General features: G+C 69.6%; 17 protein-coding genes. 11 read left to right on the top strand and 6 right to left on the bottom strand.

Going from position 1 to position 19,369, the window contains the following annotated elements:
• Positions 1 to 14 precede the first annotated feature (14 nt).
• Both AC099J_RS27670 and AC099J_RS27665 read right to left on the bottom strand, forming a co-directional pair.
• Positions 15 to 983: a YihY/virulence factor BrkB family protein gene (locus tag AC099J_RS27670; protein ID WP_479618519.1), complete on the bottom strand. Its 969-nt coding sequence runs from the start codon at positions 981 to 983 to the stop codon at positions 15 to 17.
• Positions 980 to 3,040: an AsmA family protein gene (locus AC099J_RS27665; protein ID WP_479618518.1), complete on the bottom strand. Its 2,061-nt coding sequence runs from the start codon at positions 3,038 to 3,040 to the stop codon at positions 980 to 982. The genes AC099J_RS27670 and AC099J_RS27665 overlap by 4 nt, the downstream gene beginning before the upstream one ends.
• Positions 3,041 to 3,226: 186 nt before the next feature.
• Here AC099J_RS27665 and AC099J_RS27660 point away from each other — a divergent pair, with 186 nt between their 5' ends.
• From AC099J_RS27660 to AC099J_RS27650, 3 genes are read left to right on the top strand one after another with little or no spacing between them, the layout of a single operon-like run.
• Positions 3,227 to 3,922: a GntR family transcriptional regulator gene (locus tag AC099J_RS27660; RefSeq protein ID WP_479618517.1), complete on the top strand. Its 696-nt coding sequence runs from the start codon at positions 3,227 to 3,229 to the stop codon at positions 3,920 to 3,922.
• A complete protein-coding gene (locus AC099J_RS27655) occupies positions 3,919 to 4,824 on the top strand; it encodes a phytanoyl-CoA dioxygenase family protein (protein ID WP_479618516.1) in 906 nt (301 codons plus the stop codon). Before AC099J_RS27660 ends, AC099J_RS27655 begins: the two co-directional genes overlap by 4 nt.
• Positions 4,824 to 6,200 carry an NAD(P)H-dependent oxidoreductase gene (locus tag AC099J_RS27650; RefSeq protein ID WP_479618515.1) on the top strand — a complete coding sequence of 459 codons (1,377 nt, stop codon included), beginning with the start codon at positions 4,824 to 4,826 and terminating at the stop codon, positions 6,198 to 6,200. Before AC099J_RS27655 ends, AC099J_RS27650 begins: the two co-directional genes overlap by 1 nt.
• 76 nt (positions 6,201 to 6,276) lie before the next feature.
• Here AC099J_RS27650 and AC099J_RS27645 read toward each other — a convergent pair whose 3' ends face one another.
• Positions 6,277 to 6,627: a type II toxin-antitoxin system RelE/ParE family toxin gene (locus AC099J_RS27645; protein ID WP_479618514.1), complete on the bottom strand. Its 351-nt coding sequence runs from the start codon at positions 6,625 to 6,627 to the stop codon at positions 6,277 to 6,279.
• A 3-nt stretch (positions 6,628 to 6,630) separates the two neighbouring features.
• Positions 6,631 to 6,903: a ribbon-helix-helix domain-containing protein gene (locus AC099J_RS27640; RefSeq protein ID WP_479618513.1), complete on the bottom strand. Its 273-nt coding sequence runs from the start codon at positions 6,901 to 6,903 to the stop codon at positions 6,631 to 6,633.
• Positions 6,904 to 7,028: 125 nt separating this feature from the next.
• Here AC099J_RS27640 and AC099J_RS27635 point away from each other — a divergent pair, with 125 nt between their 5' ends.
• From AC099J_RS27635 to AC099J_RS27605, 7 genes are all read left to right on the top strand, one after another.
• Entirely contained in the window at positions 7,029 to 7,997 is a 969-nt protein-coding gene (locus tag AC099J_RS27635; RefSeq protein ID WP_479618512.1) for a DMT family transporter, read from the top strand.
• The gene (locus AC099J_RS27630; protein WP_479618511.1) at positions 7,994 to 8,389 is read left to right on the top strand and encodes a DUF2784 domain-containing protein; all 396 of its coding nucleotides are present in this window, start codon (positions 7,994 to 7,996) and stop codon (positions 8,387 to 8,389) included. The genes AC099J_RS27635 and AC099J_RS27630 overlap by 4 nt, the downstream gene beginning before the upstream one ends.
• A 188-nt stretch (positions 8,390 to 8,577) precedes the next feature.
• Complete coding sequence (locus AC099J_RS27625; RefSeq protein WP_479618510.1) at positions 8,578 to 11,208, top strand: ATP-binding protein; 2,631 nt, start codon at positions 8,578 to 8,580, stop codon at positions 11,206 to 11,208.
• A 303-nt stretch (positions 11,209 to 11,511) separates the two neighbouring features.
• The gene (locus tag AC099J_RS27620; RefSeq protein ID WP_479618536.1) at positions 11,512 to 12,126 is read left to right on the top strand and encodes a 2Fe-2S iron-sulfur cluster-binding protein; all 615 of its coding nucleotides are present in this window, start codon (positions 11,512 to 11,514) and stop codon (positions 12,124 to 12,126) included.
• Positions 12,123 to 13,097 (top strand): FAD binding domain-containing protein, encoded by a 975-nt coding sequence (locus AC099J_RS27615; RefSeq protein WP_479618509.1) that lies wholly within the window; start codon positions 12,123 to 12,125, stop codon positions 13,095 to 13,097. Before AC099J_RS27620 ends, AC099J_RS27615 begins: the two co-directional genes overlap by 4 nt.
• The gene (locus AC099J_RS27610; RefSeq protein ID WP_479618508.1) at positions 13,097 to 15,343 is read left to right on the top strand and encodes a molybdopterin cofactor-binding domain-containing protein; all 2,247 of its coding nucleotides are present in this window, start codon (positions 13,097 to 13,099) and stop codon (positions 15,341 to 15,343) included. The genes AC099J_RS27615 and AC099J_RS27610 overlap by 1 nt, the downstream gene beginning before the upstream one ends.
• Before the next feature lie 60 nt (positions 15,344 to 15,403).
• Positions 15,404 to 16,162, top strand: coding sequence for a hypothetical protein (locus tag AC099J_RS27605; RefSeq protein ID WP_479618507.1), 759 nt, complete (start codon positions 15,404 to 15,406; stop codon positions 16,160 to 16,162).
• A 45-nt stretch (positions 16,163 to 16,207) separates the two neighbouring features.
• Here the strand turns inward: AC099J_RS27605 and AC099J_RS27600 are convergent, their stop codons facing one another.
• Positions 16,208 to 16,525 (bottom strand): hypothetical protein, encoded by a 318-nt coding sequence (locus tag AC099J_RS27600; RefSeq protein WP_479618506.1) that lies wholly within the window; start codon positions 16,523 to 16,525, stop codon positions 16,208 to 16,210.
• Positions 16,526 to 16,580: 55 nt separating this feature from the next.
• Positions 16,581 to 17,852: a DEAD/DEAH box helicase gene (locus AC099J_RS27595; RefSeq protein ID WP_479618505.1), complete on the bottom strand. Its 1,272-nt coding sequence runs from the start codon at positions 17,850 to 17,852 to the stop codon at positions 16,581 to 16,583.
• 66 nt (positions 17,853 to 17,918) lie between these two features.
• On the opposite strand from AC099J_RS27595, the gene AC099J_RS27590 reads away from it, so the two are divergent.
• Positions 17,919 to 19,262 (top strand): sulfatase family protein, encoded by a 1,344-nt coding sequence (locus AC099J_RS27590; RefSeq protein ID WP_479618504.1) that lies wholly within the window; start codon positions 17,919 to 17,921, stop codon positions 19,260 to 19,262.
• Positions 19,263 to 19,369: the final 107 nt, after the last annotated feature.

Below are 19,369 nucleotides of genomic sequence, written 5' to 3'. Positions count from 1 at the left end.
GGACGCTTGCGCTTCTAGCCCTTCACCGTCGTCGGCGCCGGCGCGGTCGGATCCCCCGGCAGATCGCGCATCGAGCCGTATTGCTTGGCGAACAGCCAGGTGAATTCCGCGCCCATCAGAAATACCTGGGCCGAGTAGAACACCCACACGAAGATCACGATCAACGAGCCGGCCGCGCCGAAGCTGGACGCCACGCCGCTCTTGCCGATGTACAGGCCGATCAAAAAGCGGCCCACCGTGAACAGCAGCGCGGTGACGGCCGCGCCGATCCACACGTCGTACCAGCGCACCTGCACGCGCGGCATCAGCTTGTAGATCATGGCGAACACGCCGGTCGTCAGTGCGAAGCCGACCACGATGTTGAGCAGCTGGGCCAGGATCTCCCAACCCAGCAGGGCGTCGCCCCACCATTTGCCCAGCGCCGACACCACGGCACCGAGCACCAGCGAGACCATCAGCAGGAAGGCGATGCCCAGCACCATGCCGAAGGACAGCAGCCGCGTGTGCAGAAGCGTCCACAAGCCACTTTGGCCGGGCCGCACGGGGGCGCGCCAGATGCGGTCCAGCGCACTCTGCAATTCGCCGAACACGGATGTCGCGCCGAGCAGCAGCACGCCAATGCCGATCAGCGTGGAGACGATGCCCTGGGCTGGCTTGTTGACGCTCACCAGCAGGCTCTCGATGGTCTTGGCCGCTTCAGCGCCCATGAGGCCGGCCAGCTGGCCGAACAGTTCGCCGCGCGCGGCTTCTTCGCCAAACACCAGCCCGGCCACTGAAATCACGATCAGCAGCAACGGCGCCATGGAGAACACGCTGTAGTAGGACAGCGCCGCCCCCATGCTGGGCGCGTAGTCGTCGGACCAGGACACCAGGGCCTGCTTGCCCAGCTGCCACCACTGCTTGAGCGTGGGGCGCAGCGGGCGTGCGGGCGCGCCGGGGTTGCGGGTGGGGGTGACAACTTTGGGCTCGGTCAGGGTGATCATGGCTTCTTGGATATTTTGGGGCCAGCCTTCGCGCCCGGTTGGGCGGAGGCAAATAAGCGGGCACAGTCGGTATCTTCGCCTGGGCCGGTCTCGATCAACGGTAACAGGGCTGCCAGCGGGTTGATCAGTGCCAGCGCCAGCGCCCCACCGGCACGCAGCGCCAGACCGGCCTTGTCGAGCGCGTAGTCAGGCTCGCGAAAGGTGCCGAACACATGGACAGGCGTGCGCAGCGAGAGGATGCCGGCATTCTTGGGCTTGGGGGCAATCGTCAGGTCCAGGCGTTCCTTGTCCAGATCGAAGCCGCCGCTGCCCTCGATGCGCGTCTCGTCGGTGTCCACCACAAACACCTGCGAGGTGCCCTGGCCCTTGCGCACGTCGAAGGCAACCGCGCCGCAGCGGATCGGGATCGGCTTGTCGCCGCCCATCAGCAGCGTGATGATCTTGCCGCCGTTCAGGCCCGAGGCCGCGTCCAGCAGGTTGGAGATCTGGCCCTGCGACAACACGGCGGAGATCTCGCCGTTGGCCTTTCCGGCCAGGTCGGCAATGGAGTTGCCGCTGCCGGTCAGCACCGCCCGCGCGCCGATGGTGCCGCGTGCTGGCGCCAGGCGAGGCGAGGGTGGCACCAGCCGTGCCAGGCGCAGCTTGCTGGCCTGCACGTCGACGTTCATCTTCAGCGTCGGCTCGCGCGCGTCCAGCGTCATCTTGGAGACGATCTTGCCGTCCGCCAGGTCGACATCGAATGGGTCCAGCCGCAGCACGCCGTCGGTCAGGTTCAGGCCCACGCGCAGGTTCTGCAGCGCGATGAAATCGGGCGCGTCGATGCGCTCGACCGTCAAATCGGCCTGCGCGTCGATCGCCTTAAGGCGGCCGCCTTCGAACTTGCCACTGGGCAGCAGGCGTTCGCCCCCGATGGTGCCGGCCGGCAACGCGCGTTCGCCGTTGGCCGCGCGCTCCGTCTTGGCGGCACGCGCCTGCGTGCTGGTCTGCGCCTGGGTGGGCGGGGAAGCGTCCTTGGTGGATTTGGTGGTCACGCCGACCAGCGGCCCCAGGTCCTCCAGCCGCAGCAGCTTGCTGTGCAGCTTGGCGGTGAGCAAGGGGCGCTCGTCGCGGTCCACATACGCGGCCTGGCCCGCCACATCGGTCTTGCCGATGCGGCCCACGATCTCCTCCATGGCGTAGCGGTTGCCGTCCAGCGTCAGGTGGCCGGTCAGCTGGTAGGGCGGCGAGGCCGGCAGCGGCAGCAGCAAGAACGGGTACAGGTTCGCCATGGTCTGGCCGGCGATCTTCAGGCGCACGTCGATGCCGCTGATGTTGACCGCGTCGGCCACGGTGCCTTCGACGTCCAGCCGCGTGGTGCCAGCGTTCAGCGTGCCCTTGAGCGGGAAGGGCACCTTGGAATCCTGAAAGCTCAGCACGTCGCCCGTCAGCGCCTCGCCTCGGAACTTGGCGTCGTGGTAGTTGCCGTTGAATCGGTAGCGCGTGGTGTAGCGCTCGTTCACCGGGGCGGCTTTCGCATCGCCGGCTTTGGCGGCGGCGGCCGGGTCGAAGGTGTCCACTGCCACGTCGATCTGCATCGGCATGCCGCGGTCGACGAACTGCAGCTTGCCCTGGGTGACAGACAAGCTGCTGATGCTGAACTTGCTCTCCGTCTGGGTCTCCGACGGCTCTGACAGTACCCAGTTGCGTTGGTCTTCGCCGCTGACCTCGAAGTTCAGGTCGGCCTGGTCCAGCGCGACGCGGGGCACCAGCACCTCGCCATCGAACAACTTGCGCAGCGAGACCGAAAACTCCAGCGTGCCGATGCGTGCCATGGGCTTGTCGGCGCTGCCTTTGACCCAGTCGGCGTTGGCAAAGTACACGTCACGCAGGCGGATCACCGGGTTCCAGCCCAGCTTCACATCCAGGTCGGAGCTGTCGAACGTGCGCTGCGTCTTCTGCGAGATGTAGCGGTTCATCGGCCCGCGCAGCCAGTTCCAGTCGAACAGCAACAGAAAAAGGATCACCAGCGCGAGCAGCGCCAGTGCGATCTTGGAGGGCAGACCCAGGCTTTTGCGCATCGCACGAGCGTAGGGTGCGGCCGCGCGCCGGGCCAGAGCCGGGCGCGACATCGGCAGGGCAGCGATGAGGCCCTCATCGTGTCGGAAATGGCTGACAAAGGGGGCCGGCCGGCGCGGGAAACCCCGGTGACTTCACTCGAAGCTTTTGCCGTATTCTGTATACGGAACACGATTGCCACCACCACCATGCCCGCTCACCTCGTCCAGATTGCCGCCGCACCCGACCTTGTCGACCAGGTGTACCGCGCATTGCTGGACGCCATCAGCAGCGGTGCACTGGCCCCGGGCGAGCGCATCACGCAGGAGGACATCGCCCACCGGCTTGCCGTGTCTCGCCAGCCGGTCTTGCAGGCGCTGCGCCTGCTGAAGAAGGACGGCTTCGTGCTGGACGCGCCCGGCCGCGGTGTACTGGTCGCGCCGCTGGACGCTGGGTGGATGGCCAAGGTCTACCAAGTGCGCGGCGCGCTGGACGTGCTGGCCGCGCGGCTGGCAGCGGCGCAGCACACGCAGCTGGACCCCAAGCTGATCGCCACGGGCCGGCGCGCGGCCCAGGGTCGCAGCGTGCAGGCCATGCTGGACGCCGACATGGCATTCCACCAGGCCATCTACGTGGCCTCGGGCAACGAATTGATCGCGCAGAGCGCCGACCAGCACTGGCGCCACCTGCGCCGGGCCATGGGCGCGGTGCTGCAGGCGGCACCGCAGCGCGCCTCGCTGTGGGACGAGCACGCCGCCATCGCACAGGCCATTGCCGCCGGCGATGTCGAGCGCGCCGCGCAGCTTTCCGACGAACACGGCACGCAGGCCAGCGCCATGCTGGCGCAGCGCCTGGCCGAACGCTTGGCGACCACCCCTCAACCGCAACAAGGAGACAGACGATGAAACTCAGCCCCGAGCAACGCGCGCAGTTCGAGCGTGAAGGCTATCTGTTCTTTCCGGGCCATTTCTCGCCCGAGGAGACGAAGGTCCTGACCGATGCCGTGCCCGACCTGTACCGCCGGCGCGAAGCGTTCAACGTGCGCGAGAAGGGCAAGGATGCCGTGCGCACGAACTTCGCCGCGCATCTGATCAGCGAGCCCTTCGCGCGGCTGGCGCGGCACCCGCGCATGGTCGGCCCGGTCTCCGATCTCTTCGAGGAAGAGGTCTACATGCACCAGTTCAAGATCAACGGCAAGATGGCCTTCGAGGGCGATGTCTGGCAGTGGCACCAGGATTACGGCACCTGGCTCAACGACGACCAGATGCCGACCGAGCGCGCGATGAACGTGGCGATCTTTCTGGACGACGTGAACGAGCACAACGGCCCGCTGATGTTCATTCCGGGCAGCCACCAGAAGGGCGTGGTCGATGCCAAGCACGACCTCACCACCACCAGCTACCCGCTGTGGACGGTGGACAACGAGCTGATCGGCCAGCTGGTCGAGCGGGCCGGTGGCAAAGGACATTACGACTCGGCGGGCCGCCACGTCGGGGGTGGCATCGTCTCGCCCAAGGGCCCGGCCGGCTCGATGATCCTGTTCCACAGCTGCCTGGTGCATGCCTCGGGCAGCAACCTGTCGCCGTTCAACCGCGTGGCCGTGTACCTGAGCCTGTGCGCGGTCAGCAACCACATCCGGCGCTTCAAGCGGCCCGAGTTCATCGCGCACCGCGACTTCACGCCGATCGCCATGCTGCCGGACGACTGCCTGCTCAAGCCCTACCCGGTGGAGGTGCCGTGGAAGGATGGGCTGCCCGAGAGTGCGCTGAAGACCTCGCTCGAGCCCATCGACGCGGTGGAGGCGTGATGAGTCTTTACACCAAACTGCAGCAACGCGCGGCGGCCGGCAAGCCCATCCGCATCGGGCTGATCGGGGCCGGCAAGTTCGGCTCGATGTATCTGGCGCAGATCCCGCGCACGCCGGGCGTGCACCTGGTGGCCATTGCCGACCTGTCGCCGGACGCCGCGCGCGCCAACCTGGCGCGGGTGGGCTGGCAGCCCCAGCAATCGGCCGCGCGATCGGTGAGCGATGCGCTGCGAACCGGCCAGACCTGGATCACCGAAGACTGGCAGGCATTGACGCGCGAGCCCAGCATCGACGTGGTGGTCGAGTGCACCGGCCACCCGGTGGCGGCGGTCGACCATTGCCTGGACGCGTTCGCGCACGGCAAGCACGTGGTCAACGTGACGGTGGAGGCCGACGCCTTCTGCGGCCCGCTGCTGGCACGCCGCGCGCAAGAAGCAGGCGTGGTGTATTCGCTGGCGTTCGGCGACCAGCCGGCGCTGATCTGCGATCTGGTGGACTGGGCCCGCACCTGCGGCTTTCCGGTCGTCGCGGCGGGGCGCGGCCACAAGTGGTTGCCGCACTTCAGCGAATCGACGCCCGAGACGGTGTGGGGCCACTACGGCCTGACACCCGAGCAGGCGCAGCGCGGTGGGCTGAACCCCAAGATGTTCAACAGCTTTCTGGATGGCTCCAAGCCGTCGATCGAAAGCGCGGCCGTGGCCAACGCCACGGGGCTGCTGGTGCCATCCGATGGGCTGCTGTACCCGCCGGCCAGCATCGAAGACATCCCGGTCGTCACGCGGCCACGCAGCGAGGGCGGCGTGCTGGAGCAAAAGGGCATGGTCGAGGTGGTGTCCTCGCTGCACCCGGACGGCCGGCAGATCGGCTATGACATCCGCATGGGCGTGTGGGTCACGGTCGAGGCCGAGACCGAGTACATCAAGAACTGCTTTGAGGAATACAACGCCCACACCGACCCGAGCGGGCGCTATTTCACGCTGTACAAGCGCTGGCACCTGATCGGGCTGGAGGTCGGCATGTCGGTGGCCAGCGTGGCGCTGCGTGGCGAGCCCACGGGCGTTGCCACCTGCTGGAACGCCGACGTGGTGGCCACCGCCAAGCGCGACCTGTCGCCCGGCGAGGTGCTCGATGGCGAGGGCGGCTACACCGTCTGGGGCAAGCTGCTACCGGCGCAACGCTCGTTGCAGATGGGCGGCCTGCCGCTGGGGCTGGCGCACGGCATCAAGCTGGTGCGGGCAGTGAAGAAAGGGCAGAGCCTGTGCTGGGACGACGTGGCGATGGACACGACGACGCGGGCCTACCAGCTGCGCATGGAGCTGCAGGGCATGTTTGCGCAGGGGCGGGAAGACGCTGGAAGGGTGCTGGCGGAGGCGTGAGGGGGGCGTGCCGAGCGCTGTCGCCGTCAACTTCGGCACGCCGACCGTGGAGCCGACCTTGTCGCGATGTTGAACGCTATGCGTCTTCTCTACCGTCTGCAGGCGACGGGTGTTCGCTGAAGAAGTCGTCTTTGAAGCGAGCGATCTGGTGCATGCGCTCGTGGAGGATGGTCACGATGCCAATGTCGCCGTCAGGCAGGCGCTTCCAGTAGACAAAGTGGCGCTCGTAGCGGAAGAAGAAGCCCTCGACCCCGAAATCGGCTGGTACGGGCTTTGAGGCCACCCGATGCGCCTCGATGCGGTCGAACGCCTCGAACAGCCCGGTGATGTAGCGCGTCGCCTGCGGCTCGCCCCAGCGATTCCGTGTGTAGCGGAAGATCTCGTCCAGCCGCCAGGACGCGGCCTCCTGAACACGGACGCGAGGCATCGCTCAGGCGCCTTTCTGGCCCGCCGCGCCGTTGCGTGCCAGCACTTCCGCAACCGTCAAGGGCCGGTAGGCGGTGTCGGGTGCCGCGAAGGCGTGCGCCAGTTCGGTCTTGAGGCGCTCGAAGGCCACTAGCTCCTTGCGTTCCATATCGCGCCGGATCAAGTCGCGCATGTATTCGCTGACGTTTTCGTAGGCGCCATCCTCACGCACATTGGCGGCGACAAAATCACTGAGCGTCGCGTTCAGGCGCACGGTCATGGTGGTGGTGTGGGACATGGCAAGCTCCAGTGAGGCATTACGTCTTCAATATACCCATTATTGAAGACATCGGGCCGGCGTTGGGTGACGCCAGGGGGTGGTGCCATCGGGTCCGCAACCTGACCGGCTAAGCTCCCCACCCCATGTCGTCCAGCCTTTCCCACTCCCCCCGAACCCACTGGGCCGGCGTTTCCTGCGGCATCGCCGCCGGCGCGGCCTGGGGGCTGGTCTTCCTCGCGCCCGAGCTGGTGCCGATGTTCACGCCGATGCAGCTGTCGGCCGCGCGCTACCTGGCCTACGGGCTGATCGCCGCCGCTCTGGTGCTGCCGCGCTGGCGCATGCTGACGGGCCAGCTCGGCCGCACGGAATGGCGCGCGCTGTTCTGGCTCAGCATCCTGGGCAACATCCTGTACTACGTGCTGCTGGCCTCGGCCGTGCAGTTGGGCGGCATGGCGATGACGTCGCTGGTGATCGGCTTCCTGCCGGTGGCCGTCACCGTGATCGGCAGCCGGGGCGAAGGCGCGGTGCCGTTGCGGCACCTGGCGACCTCCCTGGCGCTGGGCATGGCCGGCATCGCCTGCATCGGCTGGCAGGCCATCGCCACGGCCACCGACGTGCCGCTGGCCACGCGCGTGCTCGGCTTTGCCTGCGCGGTGGGCGCGCTGGCGTCGTGGACGGCCTATGCCGTGGTCAATAGCCGCTGGCTGACGCGGCTGCCCCATGTATCGGCGCATGACTGGAGCTTGCTGACCGGCGTCGTCACCGGCGCGCAGGCGCTGGCACTGGCGGTGCCGGCCTTCCTGCTCGCGGACCTGTCGGCGCGCACCCACGGCGACTGGCTGCGCTTCGTCGGCGTCTCGGCCGGCGTGGCGTTGCTCGCATCGGTCATCGGCAACGGTTTGTGGAACAAGGCCAGCCGCCTGCTGCCGCTCACGCTGGTGGGCCAGATGATCGTGTTCGAGACGCTGTTCGCGCTGCTGTACGGCTTCATCTGGGAGGCGCGCTGGCCGACCGCACTTGAGGCAGCGGCCATGGTGCTGGTGACCGCTGCCGTGGTGTCGTGCCTGTCGGCGCACCGCACGCCGCAGGCAGTGGACGAGATGCATCCGTGACGCTGCTGCTGCTGGCCGACCTGGTGCTGGCGCTCCACGTGGGCGTGGTGCTGTTCGTCGTTGGCGGCCTGGTGCTGGTGGTGGTGGGCAATCAGCTGGGCTGGGGCTGGGTCAACCGCTGGTGGCTGCGGCTGGCGCATCTGGCGGCCATCGGCTATGTCGCGGCGCAGGCCTGGTGGGGCATCGTCTGCCCGCTCACCACGCTGGAGATGTGGCTGCGCCGCCAGGCTGGCGGCAGCACCTACGGCGGCGACTTCGTGGCGCACTGGCTGCAGCGCCTGCTGTACTGGGACGCGCCGGCTTGGGTCTTCACGCTGGCCTACACGCTGTTCGCGCTGGCCGTGGCCGCATGCTGGTGGCGCTGGCCGCCGCGCCGGGCCGGGCGCCGCTGAAGGCACGCGCCGACGACGCCGCCGCGACGCCGCCGCGACGACGACGCGCCGCCGACGCCGCACCGTTGCGCCGGCACCGCACTGTCTGTCAGACAGCGCCGCGACACGTGGCGGCGCCGCGCCTGCACCCTGCGGCCGCCTCGACAATTTCTTCCTGTTGTCTTGAGCCTTGCCGGAGAACGCGCTTCATGTTGACCACAGACCCCTACCCATGGCCGTTCCTGCACGGCGGCGGAGCCATGGCCGGCCTGATGGCGTCGTTCGATTGGGGCCGCACCGCCCTGGGGCCGATCGCGCAGTGGCCGGCGCATGTGCGCACCGCCACGGCGTTGATGCTGCGCAGCCAGGTGCCGATGGTCATGCTGTGGGGCGAGCCTGGCGTGATGGTCTACAACGACGCCTATGCCGAGATCGCCGGCCGGCGCCACCCGCAGCTGTTGGGATCCAACGTGCGTGAGGGCTGGAAAGAGGTGGCCGCTTTCAACGACCACGTCATGCGCACCTGCCTCGCCGGCGCCGTGCTGCAGTACCGGGACCAGGAGCTGACGCTGTACCGCCATGACCGCGCCGAGCAGGTCTGGATGAACCTGGACTACTCGCCCCTGCTGGACGAGCACGGCGTGCCGGCCGGCGTCATGGCCTTGGTGGTCGAGACCACCGGCAAGGTGCAGGCCGAGCGTGCGCTGCTGCACGAGCGCGAAAGCCTGCAGCGCCTGTTCCAGCAGGCGCCCAGTTTCATGGCCATGCTGGAGGGGCCGGAGCACCGCTTCGTGATGGCCAACCCCAACTACCAGCGCCTGGTCGACCACCGCCCGTTGCTGGGCCGCACGGTGGCCGAGGCGCTGCCGGACGCCGTGGCCCAGGGCTACCTGGCGCTGCTGGACCAGGTCCTGCGCAGCGGCGAGGCCTACCACGCGGTCGGCTCGCGCTATGCCGTGCAGTCCACGCCTGGCGGGCCGGTGCTGGACCGCTATGTGGACTTCGTGTTCCAGCCGATCCGCGATGGCGACCATGCCGTCAGCGGCGTGTTCGTCGAAGGCGTGGACGTGACCGAGCGCACGCTCAACGCGCAGCGCGGCGAGGCCCTGATCACGCTGTCCGAAGCGCTGCGGCCGCTGGATGACGCGGTCGAGATCGGGTATGTGGCGGCCCGCCTCGTGGGCAACACCCTGGGCGTGAGCCGTGTCGGATACGGCAGCGTCGTGGCCGAGGCTGACACCCTGCATGTGGTGCGCGACTGGACGGCCCCTGGCGTGCAGACGCTGTCCGGCGTCGTGCAGCTGCGCGATTTCGGCTCGTTCATCGACAGCCTGAAGCGCGATGAGTTCATCAGCATCGCCGACGTGCGCGAGGATGCGCGCACCGCGCACGCGGCTGCGGCGCTGGAGGCCCGGCACGCGCGCTCGTTCGTGAACATGCCGGTGCTGGAACACGGCCGGCTGGTGGCGGTGTTCTTCGTCAACCACGTCGAGGCGCGAGCGTGGTCGGCGCAGGATCTGGCCTTCATCCGCGAGGTGGCCGACCGCGCCCGCACCGCCACCGAGCGCGTGCGCGCCGAGGGCGCCGTGCGCGAAGGCGAGGCGCGCCTGCGCGAGGCCAACGAATCGCTGGAGGCCAAGGTCGAGGCCCGCACGCGCGAGCTGATGGAGCTGGAGGCCACGCTGCGCCAGTCGCAAAAGACCGAGGCCATCGGCCAGCTGACCGGTGGCATCGCGCACGATTTCAACAATCTCTTGGGCAGCATGAGTTCGAGTCTGCAGATCCTGCAGCGCCGCCTGCTGATCGGCAAGACCGACAACGCCGAGCGCTACATCGGCATGGCGCAGGACGCCGTGCGCCGCGCTGCTTCGCTGACGCAGCGTTTGCTGGCGTTCTCGCGCCGCCAGACGCTGGACCCCAAGCCACTGAACGTGAACCGGCTGGTCGCCGGCATCGAGGAGATGGTGCGCCGCTCGATGGGGCCGTCGGTGCGTGTCGAGGTGGTTGGCGCCGGCGGCCTGTGGCCCGTGATGGTGGACGGCCCGCAGCTGGAGAACGCATTGCTGAACCTGTGCATCAACGCCCGCGACGCCATGGCGCCCGACGGTGGCCGCCTGACCATCGAGACCGCGAACAAGTGGCTGGACGAACGCGCCGGCCAGGAGCGCGACCTGACGCCCGGCCAGTACATCTCCGTCTGCGTGACCGATACAGGCTGCGGCATGTCGCCCGAGGTGGTGGCGCGCATCTTCGACCCGTTCTTCACCACCAAGCCCATGGGGCAGGGCACCGGCCTGGGGCTGTCGATGGTCTATGGCTTCGTGCGCCAGTCCGGCGGGCAGGTGCGTGCCTATTCGGAAGTGGGCCGCGGCACCACCATGTGCCTGTACCTGCCGCGCTATGTGGGCGAGCTGGGCGAAGACGAGGGCGCCGATGGCACCGCAGCCAGCGCGCCGGAGCTGGAGCGCTCCGATGGGGAAACCATCCTGGTGGTCGAGGACGAGACGACCATCCGCACGCTGATCGCAGAGATGCTGGAGGAAGCGGGCTACCGCGTCGTCACGGCGGGCGACGGCCCCTCGGCGCTGCAGGTGCTGCAGTCCGATGCGCGCGTCGATCTGCTGCTCAGTGACGTCGGCCTGCCTGGCGGGCTGAACGGCCGCCAGGTGGCCGACGCGGCGCGCGTGAACCGGCCGGCGCTGAAGGTGCTGTTCATCACGGGCTATGCGGAGAACGCCGCCATCGGCAACGGCCTGCTGGCGCATGGCATGCAGGTGATCACCAAGCCGTTCGACATCGCGGCACTGGCCCTCAAGGTGCGCGACATGATCGAGCAGTAGGGGTTGCGGGCGGCGCCCGTCGCCTACGCGCACGCACGCGGCAGGCCGACGTGCAGGCCTGCTGCCGGGCCCTAACGTCGCGGGCACCACGACGAGGAACCCATGATGCGCACCGCTTCCGCACAGCTTCGGCACGGCACCGACCGGCCCAACGACCAACACCTCCACACGCCTCACGATGGGCGGGTGCATGGGGCCGATCACCGCTCCGATCCCTCGGCGAACGCGCGGCCCGACGAGCCCGCCGCCACGGGCTGCGGGCTGGCGGGCAGCGGGCAATGGCCCGTGTCGCGCCGCAGCGCCATGCAGGCTGGCGCCGCCCTGGCCGGCGCCGGGCTCGCCGGCTGTGCCGCCACGGCGGCGCCGCCCGACGGCGCCACAGCCGCTGCGGCGGACCTGCCGCCGCAGATGGTCGGAGTCGAGTTGACCGTCAATGGCCGGCAGCACCGGATGCAGCTGGACACGCGCACCTCGGTGCTGGACATGCTGCGCGAGAACCTGCAGCTCACAGGCACCAAGAAGGGTTGCGACCACGGCCAGTGTGGTGCCTGCACGGTCCTCGTCGACGGCCGGCGCACCAACGCCTGCCTGACGCTGGCCGTCATGCACGACGGCAGCGAAATCACCACCATCGAAGGCCTGGCCAAGGGCGAGGTGCTGCACCCCACGCAGGCGGCCTTTCTGCAGCGCGACGGTTTCCAGTGCGGGTACTGCACGCCGGGGCAGATCTGCTCGTCCGTCGGCATGCTGGCCGAGGCGCGCGCCGGCATGCCCAGCCATGTCTCGCGCGATCTGCTGGCCCCCGGCCCGCTGACCGACGAGGAAATCCGCGAACGCATGAGCGGCAACCTGTGCCGCTGCAGCGCCTACCCCAATATCGTCGCGGCCATCCGCGACGTGGCGGGGAGCGCGGCATGAAAGCTTTCACCTACGAACGGCCCGAAACGGTGCAGGCGGCCGCCACCGCCGCCGGGCGGCCCGGTGCGCGCCTGATCGGCGGCGGCACCAATCTGCTGGACCTGATGAAACTGCAGGTCGAGGTGCCCACGCATCTGGTGGATGTGACCCGCCTCGGGTTGGACCGCATCGAGCCCACGCCCCAGGGCGGTCTGCGCATCGGCGCCACCGTGCGCAACAGCGACCTGGCGGCCGACGCGCGCGTGCGGCGTGACTACGCCGTGTTGTCGCGGGCGCTGCTGAGTGGCGCCTCGGGCCAGCTGCGCAACAAGGCGACCACGGCTGGCAACCTGCTGCAGCGCACGCGCTGCTCGTATTTCTACGACACGGCGCGGCCCTGCAACAAGCGCCAGCCGGGCACCGGCTGCTCGGCCCTGCACGGGCAGAACCGCATGCACGCCATCCTGGGTGCCAGCGATGCCTGCATCGCGGTGCACCCGTCCGACATGGCGGTGGCCATGCGCGTGCTGGACGCCGAGGTCGAGGTGGTCTCCACACGCGGCCTGCGCGTGATCCCGATCGCCGACTTTCACCGCCTGCCCGGCAACACGCCGGAGCGCGAGACGGCGTTGCAGCCTGGCGAGATGATCACCACGGTGACGCTGCCGCCCCCGCTGCCGGGGCGCCACGTCTACTACAAGGTGCGCGACCGGGCGTCGTATGCGTTTGCGCTGCTGTCCGTCGCGGCCGTGTTCGATGTGGCTGGCGGCACCGTGCGTTCGGCGCGCATGGCTTTCGGTGGCGTGGCGCACCAGCCCTGGCGCGTGGCGGCGGCCGAGTCCGCGTTGCGGGGCAGCCGTGGCGATGCGGCCATCAGCGATGCCGCTGCCGCGCAGGTGCTGGCAGGCGCGCGCGGCCGCGGCCACAACGACTTCAAGATCGATCTGCTGCGCGGTACCCTGCGCGCGGCCCTGGCACAGGGAGTGGCGTGATGGACATGAACCAACCGGCGGCGCGCAACGCCATCGACGAGAACCGCAACGGCCTGATCGGCGCGCCGGTCAACCGGGTCGACGGCATCGCCAAGGTGACGGGCCGCGCCGCCTATGCGTACGAGGTGCAGGAGGGCCCCGGGCCGCTGTACGGCTTCATCGTCGGCGCAAGCATTGCGCGCGGCACGCTGGAGCAAGTCGACACCGCCGCTGCCGAGCGCGCCAGTGGCGTGCGCCTGGTGCTGACGCACCACAACGCGCCCAGGCAGGCTGCCTGGGGGCCCGTGGACGCCCAGGACCGCTATGCCCGCGCCGATCCGCAGCTGGCCGACACGCGCATCGAGCACTACGGCCAGGCGGTGGCCTTCGTCGTGGCCGACAGCTTCGAGCAGGCGCGCGCCGCAGCTTTGCTGGTGCAGGCGCGCTACCGCGTCGAACCGGGTGCATTCGAGACCGAGACGCACAAGGGCGCCGCCGAGAAGCCGGCCAAGCTGTTCGATGCCGAGGCCGACACGGCCAAGGGCAACTTCGCGCAAGCCTTCGCGGCGGCGCCGGTGCAGGTCGACGCCAGCTACACGACACCTGTGCACATCCACGCGCAGATGGAGCCGCACGCCGTGCTGGCCTACTGGCCTGATGGGCCGGATGGTCGCGTCGTCGTGCATTGCGCGGCCCAGCTGTTGGAAAGCGCCAGGAACGCCGTGGCCAACACGCTGCAGGTGGCGCCGGACAAGGTGCGCATCGTCAGCAAATACATCGGCGGCGGCTTTGGCGGCAAACTGCCGGTCTACGGCGAGGTGATGCTCAGCGCCATGGCCGCGCGCCAGCTTGGGCGGCCGGTCAAGACCGCGCTGACGCGCCAGCAGATGTTCCACTTCACGACGCACCGCAGCGACACGCTGCAGCGCGTGCGGCTGGGGGCTGACCGCGACGGCCGGCTGCAGGCGATTGCGCACGACACCATCGCGCACACCGCGCGCATGGACAACTTCATGGAGAACGCCAGCCAGCAGACGCGCACGCTCTACGCCGCGCCGCACCGCTCGACCACGCACCGCTTCGTGAAGCTGGATCTGCCGCTGGCCGATTCGACGCGCGCACCGGGCGAGGCCGTGGGCATGCTGGCGCTGGAGCAGGCCATGGACGAGCTGGCCGTGCAGCTGGGCATGGACCCGGTCGAGCTTCGGCTGCGCAACGACACGCAGACCGACCCGGAACAGGGCGTGCCCTTTTCGACCCGCCAGTTCGCCGAGTGCCTGCGCGATGGCGCGCGGCGCTTCGGCTGGTCGGCCCGCACGGCCAAGCCGCTGGCGCGCATGGAGGGCCGCTGGGCCGTCGGCATGGGCATGGCCGCCGCCATCCGCAGCAACCTGCTGATGGCGTCCAGTTGCAAGGTGGCGCTGGACCGCCAGGGTGTGCTGACGGTGCGCATGGCCATGACCGACATCGGCACCGGCAGCTATACGATCTTCACGCAGATCGCCGCCGAGATGCTGGGCCTGCCGATGGACCGGGTGCGTGTCGAACTGGGCGACAGCGACCTGCCGAAGACGCCGGGCTCCGGCGGTTCGTGGGGCGCCGCCAGCGCCGGATCGGGCCTGTTCGACGCCTGCACCAACCTGCGCGGCCAACTGGCCCGCAAGCTGGGCATCCCGGAGGCCCAGGCGATCTTTGCCGACGGGCGCATCCGCGGCGACGGCAAGGCCGAAAGCCTGGCCACGCTGGCCGGCACCCTGGGCATGGAGGCCACTGGCGAGATCCAGCCCGGCAGCATGCTCAAGCGCTATTCGCAGCAGGGCTATGGTGCGCACTTCGCCGAAGTGGCGGTGCACCTGGATACCGGCGAAGTGCGCTTGCGCCGCATGCTGGGCGTGTTCGCCGCCGGCCGCATCCTGAACGTGAAGACTGCCACCAGCCAGGCCGTGGGCGGCATGATCTGGGGCGCCGGCAGCGCGTTGCATGAAGAGGCGCTGATCGATCCCCAGTTCGGCTATTTCGCCAACCATGACCTGGCCGGCTACCACGTGCCGTCGCATGCCGATATCCCAGCCATCGAGGTGCACTTTTTGCCCGAGGTGGACGACAAGGCCAACCCGCTGAAGATCAAGGGCGTGGGCGAACTGGGCATTTGTGGCGCTGGTGCGGCGGTGGCCAATGCCGTCACCAACGCCTGCGGCGTGCGGGTACGCAAGTTCCCGATCACGGTGGACAAGGTGCGGGCGGGGCTGGGCGCGCGGGCGGCCTGACGGCCTGCGCAGCGTGCCGCGCAGCGGCTACGCTAGCGCTCTTTCGCTCGCGGGATGTTCATGCGCAACCTCATCGATTTCAGTTCCTGGCAGGGCGTGTTGTCGACCTTGCTCGGTCTGGTGGTGTTCACGCTCGTCGCCGTGGGCATCCGCCTGCTGGTCATGCAGCGCGTGCAGCAGCGGCGTGAGCGGCAGAACCGCCAGATCAACGAGCGATTGAAGACGCTGATCGCCGCCTACAAGACGCTGGGCGGATCGTTCACCGGTAACCTGGCCGTGGACCCGAGCCACCTGCGCGAATTGCGGCTACGTGCCGCTGCGGCGCAGGCAGCGGTCGATGCTGCGGAGGGCAGCCCCGAGATGGCCTCGCCCGACGAAGACGCCGTTACGGAGGAGGCCGGCTCCGAGCGCCGCCGCCGCACCCGCGACGCGGTGGAGGCGGCGCTGTCCGACGTGATCCTGCTGGGCACACAGGAGCAGGTGCGCCTGGCTGCGCAGGCAGCGCAGGACATGGTGGCCGGTCGCACCATCGAGACGGGCGCGCTGGTCCGCTCGCTGCGCGTGTTCATTCGCGAGGTGCTGGACCTGGAACCCCTGCCCGACGAGATGACCATCCCCAACCAGGGCCCCGTGCGTGCGGCTGGCGCGGGCGGTCGCGCCGGCGCGGCGCGGTCGGATGGGGCGGCGCGCGGCGGCAGGGGTGGCGGTGGGCAAGGTGGCGGCGGTGGCGGCATGGCTGCCGGTGGGCTGATGGGCCTGGGCGTGGCCCACACGCCGGACGCCGCTGGCGCGAGGGAGGCGGACACTCGTCTGCCGTGACCGGTTGCGGCGAGCGGACGCGATGGGCCGAGGGTGGCTGGTCGTTCAGGCCAGCGCGTCTGCAAACCGCTCGGCGAACGCCGCGCAAAAGGCCGCCGAGCCGCCGATCGACAGCGTGAACACACGGCGCGTGCCGTGGGCATCGGGCTCGTCGTCGGCCTGCCAGGTGGCGTCCCAATCGCCGCCATCCTCGACCGGCGCCGGTCCGTCCGGGAAATGCGTGTGCGCCCACTGCAGCACGAGGTCGATCTCGGCTTGAACGGCAGCGGCATGCGCAGGCTCCACGGCCGCCATGGCGTCGAACAGACCGGTGCCGTCGCTGGCCTCGCTGGTGTCGAAGAGCAGGTAGTGCAGCGTGGTCATGGCGCGGTGACTGCCGCATGCCAGCGGTGCACGTCAGCGGGCAGCCGGCTGCAGGTCATGCCTGTTCTGTCCCACCGGTGCGCGCCGCCGCTGCCCGTGCCTTGTCCTTCTTGTTCGGCCGCTTGCCCTTGACCCCGCCCACGTTGGGCACGGCGGGCGGTTGCTCGGTCGGCACGAAGCCTTCGATCTGCTCGCGCGGCACGGCCTGGCCCTGGCGCTTTTCGATCAGCTGGAAATGCGCCTCGGCGGCGGCCGGCACGAAGCTGATCGCCAGCCCGCTGGCGCCGGCGCGGCCGGTGCGGCCGATGCGGTGCAGGTGCTCGGTGGGCGAGCGCGCCAGGTCGAAGTTGACGACGGCCGGCAGCTGCACGACATCGATGCCGCGCGCCGCCAGGTCGGTCGCCACCACCACCTGCACACGGCCTGCCTTCAGGTCGGCCAGCACCTGCGTGCGCTTGCCCTGGCTCAGCTCGCCGTGCAGCGGCTCGGCCATGAGGCCGGCCTTGCGCAGCTTGTCGGCCACGGTCTCGCAGGCATGCTTGGTCGCCACGAAGACCAGCACCTGCGCCCAGCCCTCGGTGGCGATCAGGTGGCGCAGCAGCTGGGTGCGCTGGGCCGTGTCCACGGCAATGGCGCGCTGCGTGATGTCGGGCACCGAGGTGGGGAGCACGGGGGTGTCGATCTGCACCGGCGTGCGCAGCAGCGTGTCGGCCAGCGCCCGCGCAGCAGGCGGGAAGGTGGCCGAGAAGAACAGCGTCTGGCGCTCGGCCGGCAGCAGCGCGAGGATGCGGTTCAGCTCCTCGGCAAAGCCCAGGTCCAACAGGCGGTCGGCCTCGTCGAGCACCAGCACCGACAGCTCGCCCGGCTTCAAGGCGTTGCGCTCGGCCAGGTCGAGCACGCGGCCCGGCGTGCCGATGACGAAGTCGGCGCCGCCCCGCAGCGCCAGCATCTGCGGGTTGACCGACAGGCCACCGATGGCGCGCACGACCTTGGGTTGCTCCGGCAGGCCCTGCGCGAGCGTACGCAGGCTGTCGGCCACCTGCGCTGCCAGCTCGCGCGTGGGCACCAGCACCAGCGTGTGCAGACGGCGTTGCGAGCGGTGGCGCGGGGCCGTGTGCCAGCGCTGCAGCAGCGGCAGCAGGTAGGCGGCCGTCTTGCCCGAACCGGTGTGGGCGCGGCCACGCAGGTCCCGGCCCTCCAGGATGGCGGGGATGGCCTCGGTCTGGATCGGCGTCGGTGCGGCATAGCCTTGCGCGTCGGCGGCTTGCGCCAGGGGCAGCAGCAGGCCGAGAGCGGCAAAGGGGGCTTGGGGATCGATGGAGGTCATGCGGCGTGGTGCCCGAAGTGCCCGTGCGGGCCAGCGCGGCAGTGTAGTGGGACCAAAATGACCCGCATGACCACCCGCCCCAATCTGATCTTCATCCTGGCCGATGACCTCGGCTATGCCGACCTCGGCTGCACTGGTGCACGCGACGCCTACAACGTGGCGACCGATGTCTCGCCACGCCTGGACGCGATGGCCGCGCAGGGCCTGCGCTTCACGCGCGGCTATGCCAACTCGGCCGTTTGTTCGCCCACGCGCTTCGCGCTGGCCACCGGGCGCTGGCAGTACCGACTGCGCGGCGGGGCGGAGGAGCCCATCCCCAGCGCGACCGCCGGCGACAAGGTGCTGGGCTTGCAACCGGAGCACCCCACGCTGGCCTCGCTGCTGCGAAGCGCCGGCTACGCCACGGCCCTGGTCGGCAAGTGGCACCTGGGTTACCCGCCGCACTTCGGCCCGCGCAAGTCGGGCTACCAGGAGTTCTATGGCTTTCACGCCGGCGGGGCCGACTACTTCAAGCACTGCAACCCGCGCGGGGTGCCCGACTTCTGGCACAACGAGACGCCGATCCAGGAAGCCGGCTACCTGACCGACCTGCTCAGCCGCCGCGCGGCGGACTTCGTCGGACGCCAGGGCGCCGACCAGCCCTTCTTGCTCAGCCTGCACTACAGCGCGCCGCACTGGCCGTGGCTGACGCGTGACGACCAGGCCGAGTCCGAGCGCATCGCCGGCATCGGCAAGCACACCGATGGCGGCTCGATCGCCACCTACCAGCGCATGATCCACCACATGGACGAGGGCATCGGCTGGGTGCTCGATGCGCTGGAGCGCAAGGGCCTGGCCGACAACACGCTGGTCGTGTTCACCAGCGATAACGGCGGCGAACGCTTCTCCAACAACTGGCCGTTTGTCGGCGGCAAGATGGACCTGCTGGAGGGCGGCATCCGCGTGCCGCTGCTGGCGCGCTGGCCGGCGCGCATCGCCGCCGCCGGCACCAGCGATGTCGCCAGCCTGACCATGGACTGGACCGCAACGTTCCTCGACGCCGCCGGCGTGGCGCCGCACGCGGACTACCCGCTGGACGGCCGCAGCCTGCTGCCGCACCTGGCCGCGGGGGGCGAGGGCGCTGCCGCCGGCCCCGACCCGCGCGATCTGTGCTGGCGCATGAACCACCGCGGCCAGCGCGCCCTGGTGCGGGGCGACTGGAAGTACCTGCAGGTCGATGGTGTGGAGTACCTGTTCGACCTGGCGGTCGACCCGCGCGAGCGCGCCAACCTGCGCGACCGCCTGCCAGCGCTGCTGGCCGAGCTGCGGGCCGCCTGGGAGTCGTGGAACGCGAGCTTGCCACCCATCCCCGAGGAGGCCAAGGTTTCGTTGGTGTTCTCGCGCAAGGATCTGCCGCAGGCGACGTTCTAGGCACACGCCTCGCTGACCCGGTCAACCCGGGCCGGTCGTTCGGCAGGCGGAATCACCGCCAGACCGAGGCCGAAGCCGCGCCGAATGGGCGTTGTGGCCGGCGCCCG

This window comes from Rhodoferax sp. RT4P68 (assembly GCF_056521305.1).
Note: the sequence above shows the minus strand (reverse complement) of the source record. Positions and strands in the feature narration are given on the sequence as shown.

Coding starts and splice junctions, on each gene's coding strand:
- AC099J_RS27640 (WP_479618513.1), bottom strand. CDS start 6,903: ATGTCCCACACCACCACCATGACCGTGCGCCTGAACGCGACGCTCAGT.
- AC099J_RS27625 (WP_479618510.1), top strand. CDS start 8,578: ATGTTGACCACAGACCCCTACCCATGGCCGTTCCTGCACGGCGGCGGA.
- AC099J_RS27605 (WP_479618507.1), top strand. CDS start 15,404: ATGCGCAACCTCATCGATTTCAGTTCCTGGCAGGGCGTGTTGTCGACC.
- AC099J_RS27660 (WP_479618517.1), top strand. CDS start 3,227: ATGCCCGCTCACCTCGTCCAGATTGCCGCCGCACCCGACCTTGTCGAC.
- AC099J_RS27645 (WP_479618514.1), bottom strand. CDS start 6,627: ATGCCTCGCGTCCGTGTTCAGGAGGCCGCGTCCTGGCGGCTGGACGAG.
- AC099J_RS27650 (WP_479618515.1), top strand. CDS start 4,824: ATGAGTCTTTACACCAAACTGCAGCAACGCGCGGCGGCCGGCAAGCCC.
- AC099J_RS27635 (WP_479618512.1), top strand. CDS start 7,029: ATGTCGTCCAGCCTTTCCCACTCCCCCCGAACCCACTGGGCCGGCGTT.
- AC099J_RS27665 (WP_479618518.1), bottom strand. CDS start 3,040: ATGCGCAAAAGCCTGGGTCTGCCCTCCAAGATCGCACTGGCGCTGCTC.
- AC099J_RS27655 (WP_479618516.1), top strand. CDS start 3,919: ATGAAACTCAGCCCCGAGCAACGCGCGCAGTTCGAGCGTGAAGGCTAT.
- AC099J_RS27670 (WP_479618519.1), bottom strand. CDS start 983: ATGATCACCCTGACCGAGCCCAAAGTTGTCACCCCCACCCGCAACCCC.
- AC099J_RS27590 (WP_479618504.1), top strand. CDS start 17,919: ATGACCACCCGCCCCAATCTGATCTTCATCCTGGCCGATGACCTCGGC.
- AC099J_RS27600 (WP_479618506.1), bottom strand. CDS start 16,525: ATGACCACGCTGCACTACCTGCTCTTCGACACCAGCGAGGCCAGCGAC.
- AC099J_RS27615 (WP_479618509.1), top strand. CDS start 12,123: ATGAAAGCTTTCACCTACGAACGGCCCGAAACGGTGCAGGCGGCCGCC.
- AC099J_RS27610 (WP_479618508.1), top strand. CDS start 13,097: ATGGACATGAACCAACCGGCGGCGCGCAACGCCATCGACGAGAACCGC.
- AC099J_RS27620 (WP_479618536.1), top strand. CDS start 11,512: ATGCAGGCTGGCGCCGCCCTGGCCGGCGCCGGGCTCGCCGGCTGTGCC.
- AC099J_RS27595 (WP_479618505.1), bottom strand. CDS start 17,852: ATGACCTCCATCGATCCCCAAGCCCCCTTTGCCGCTCTCGGCCTGCTG.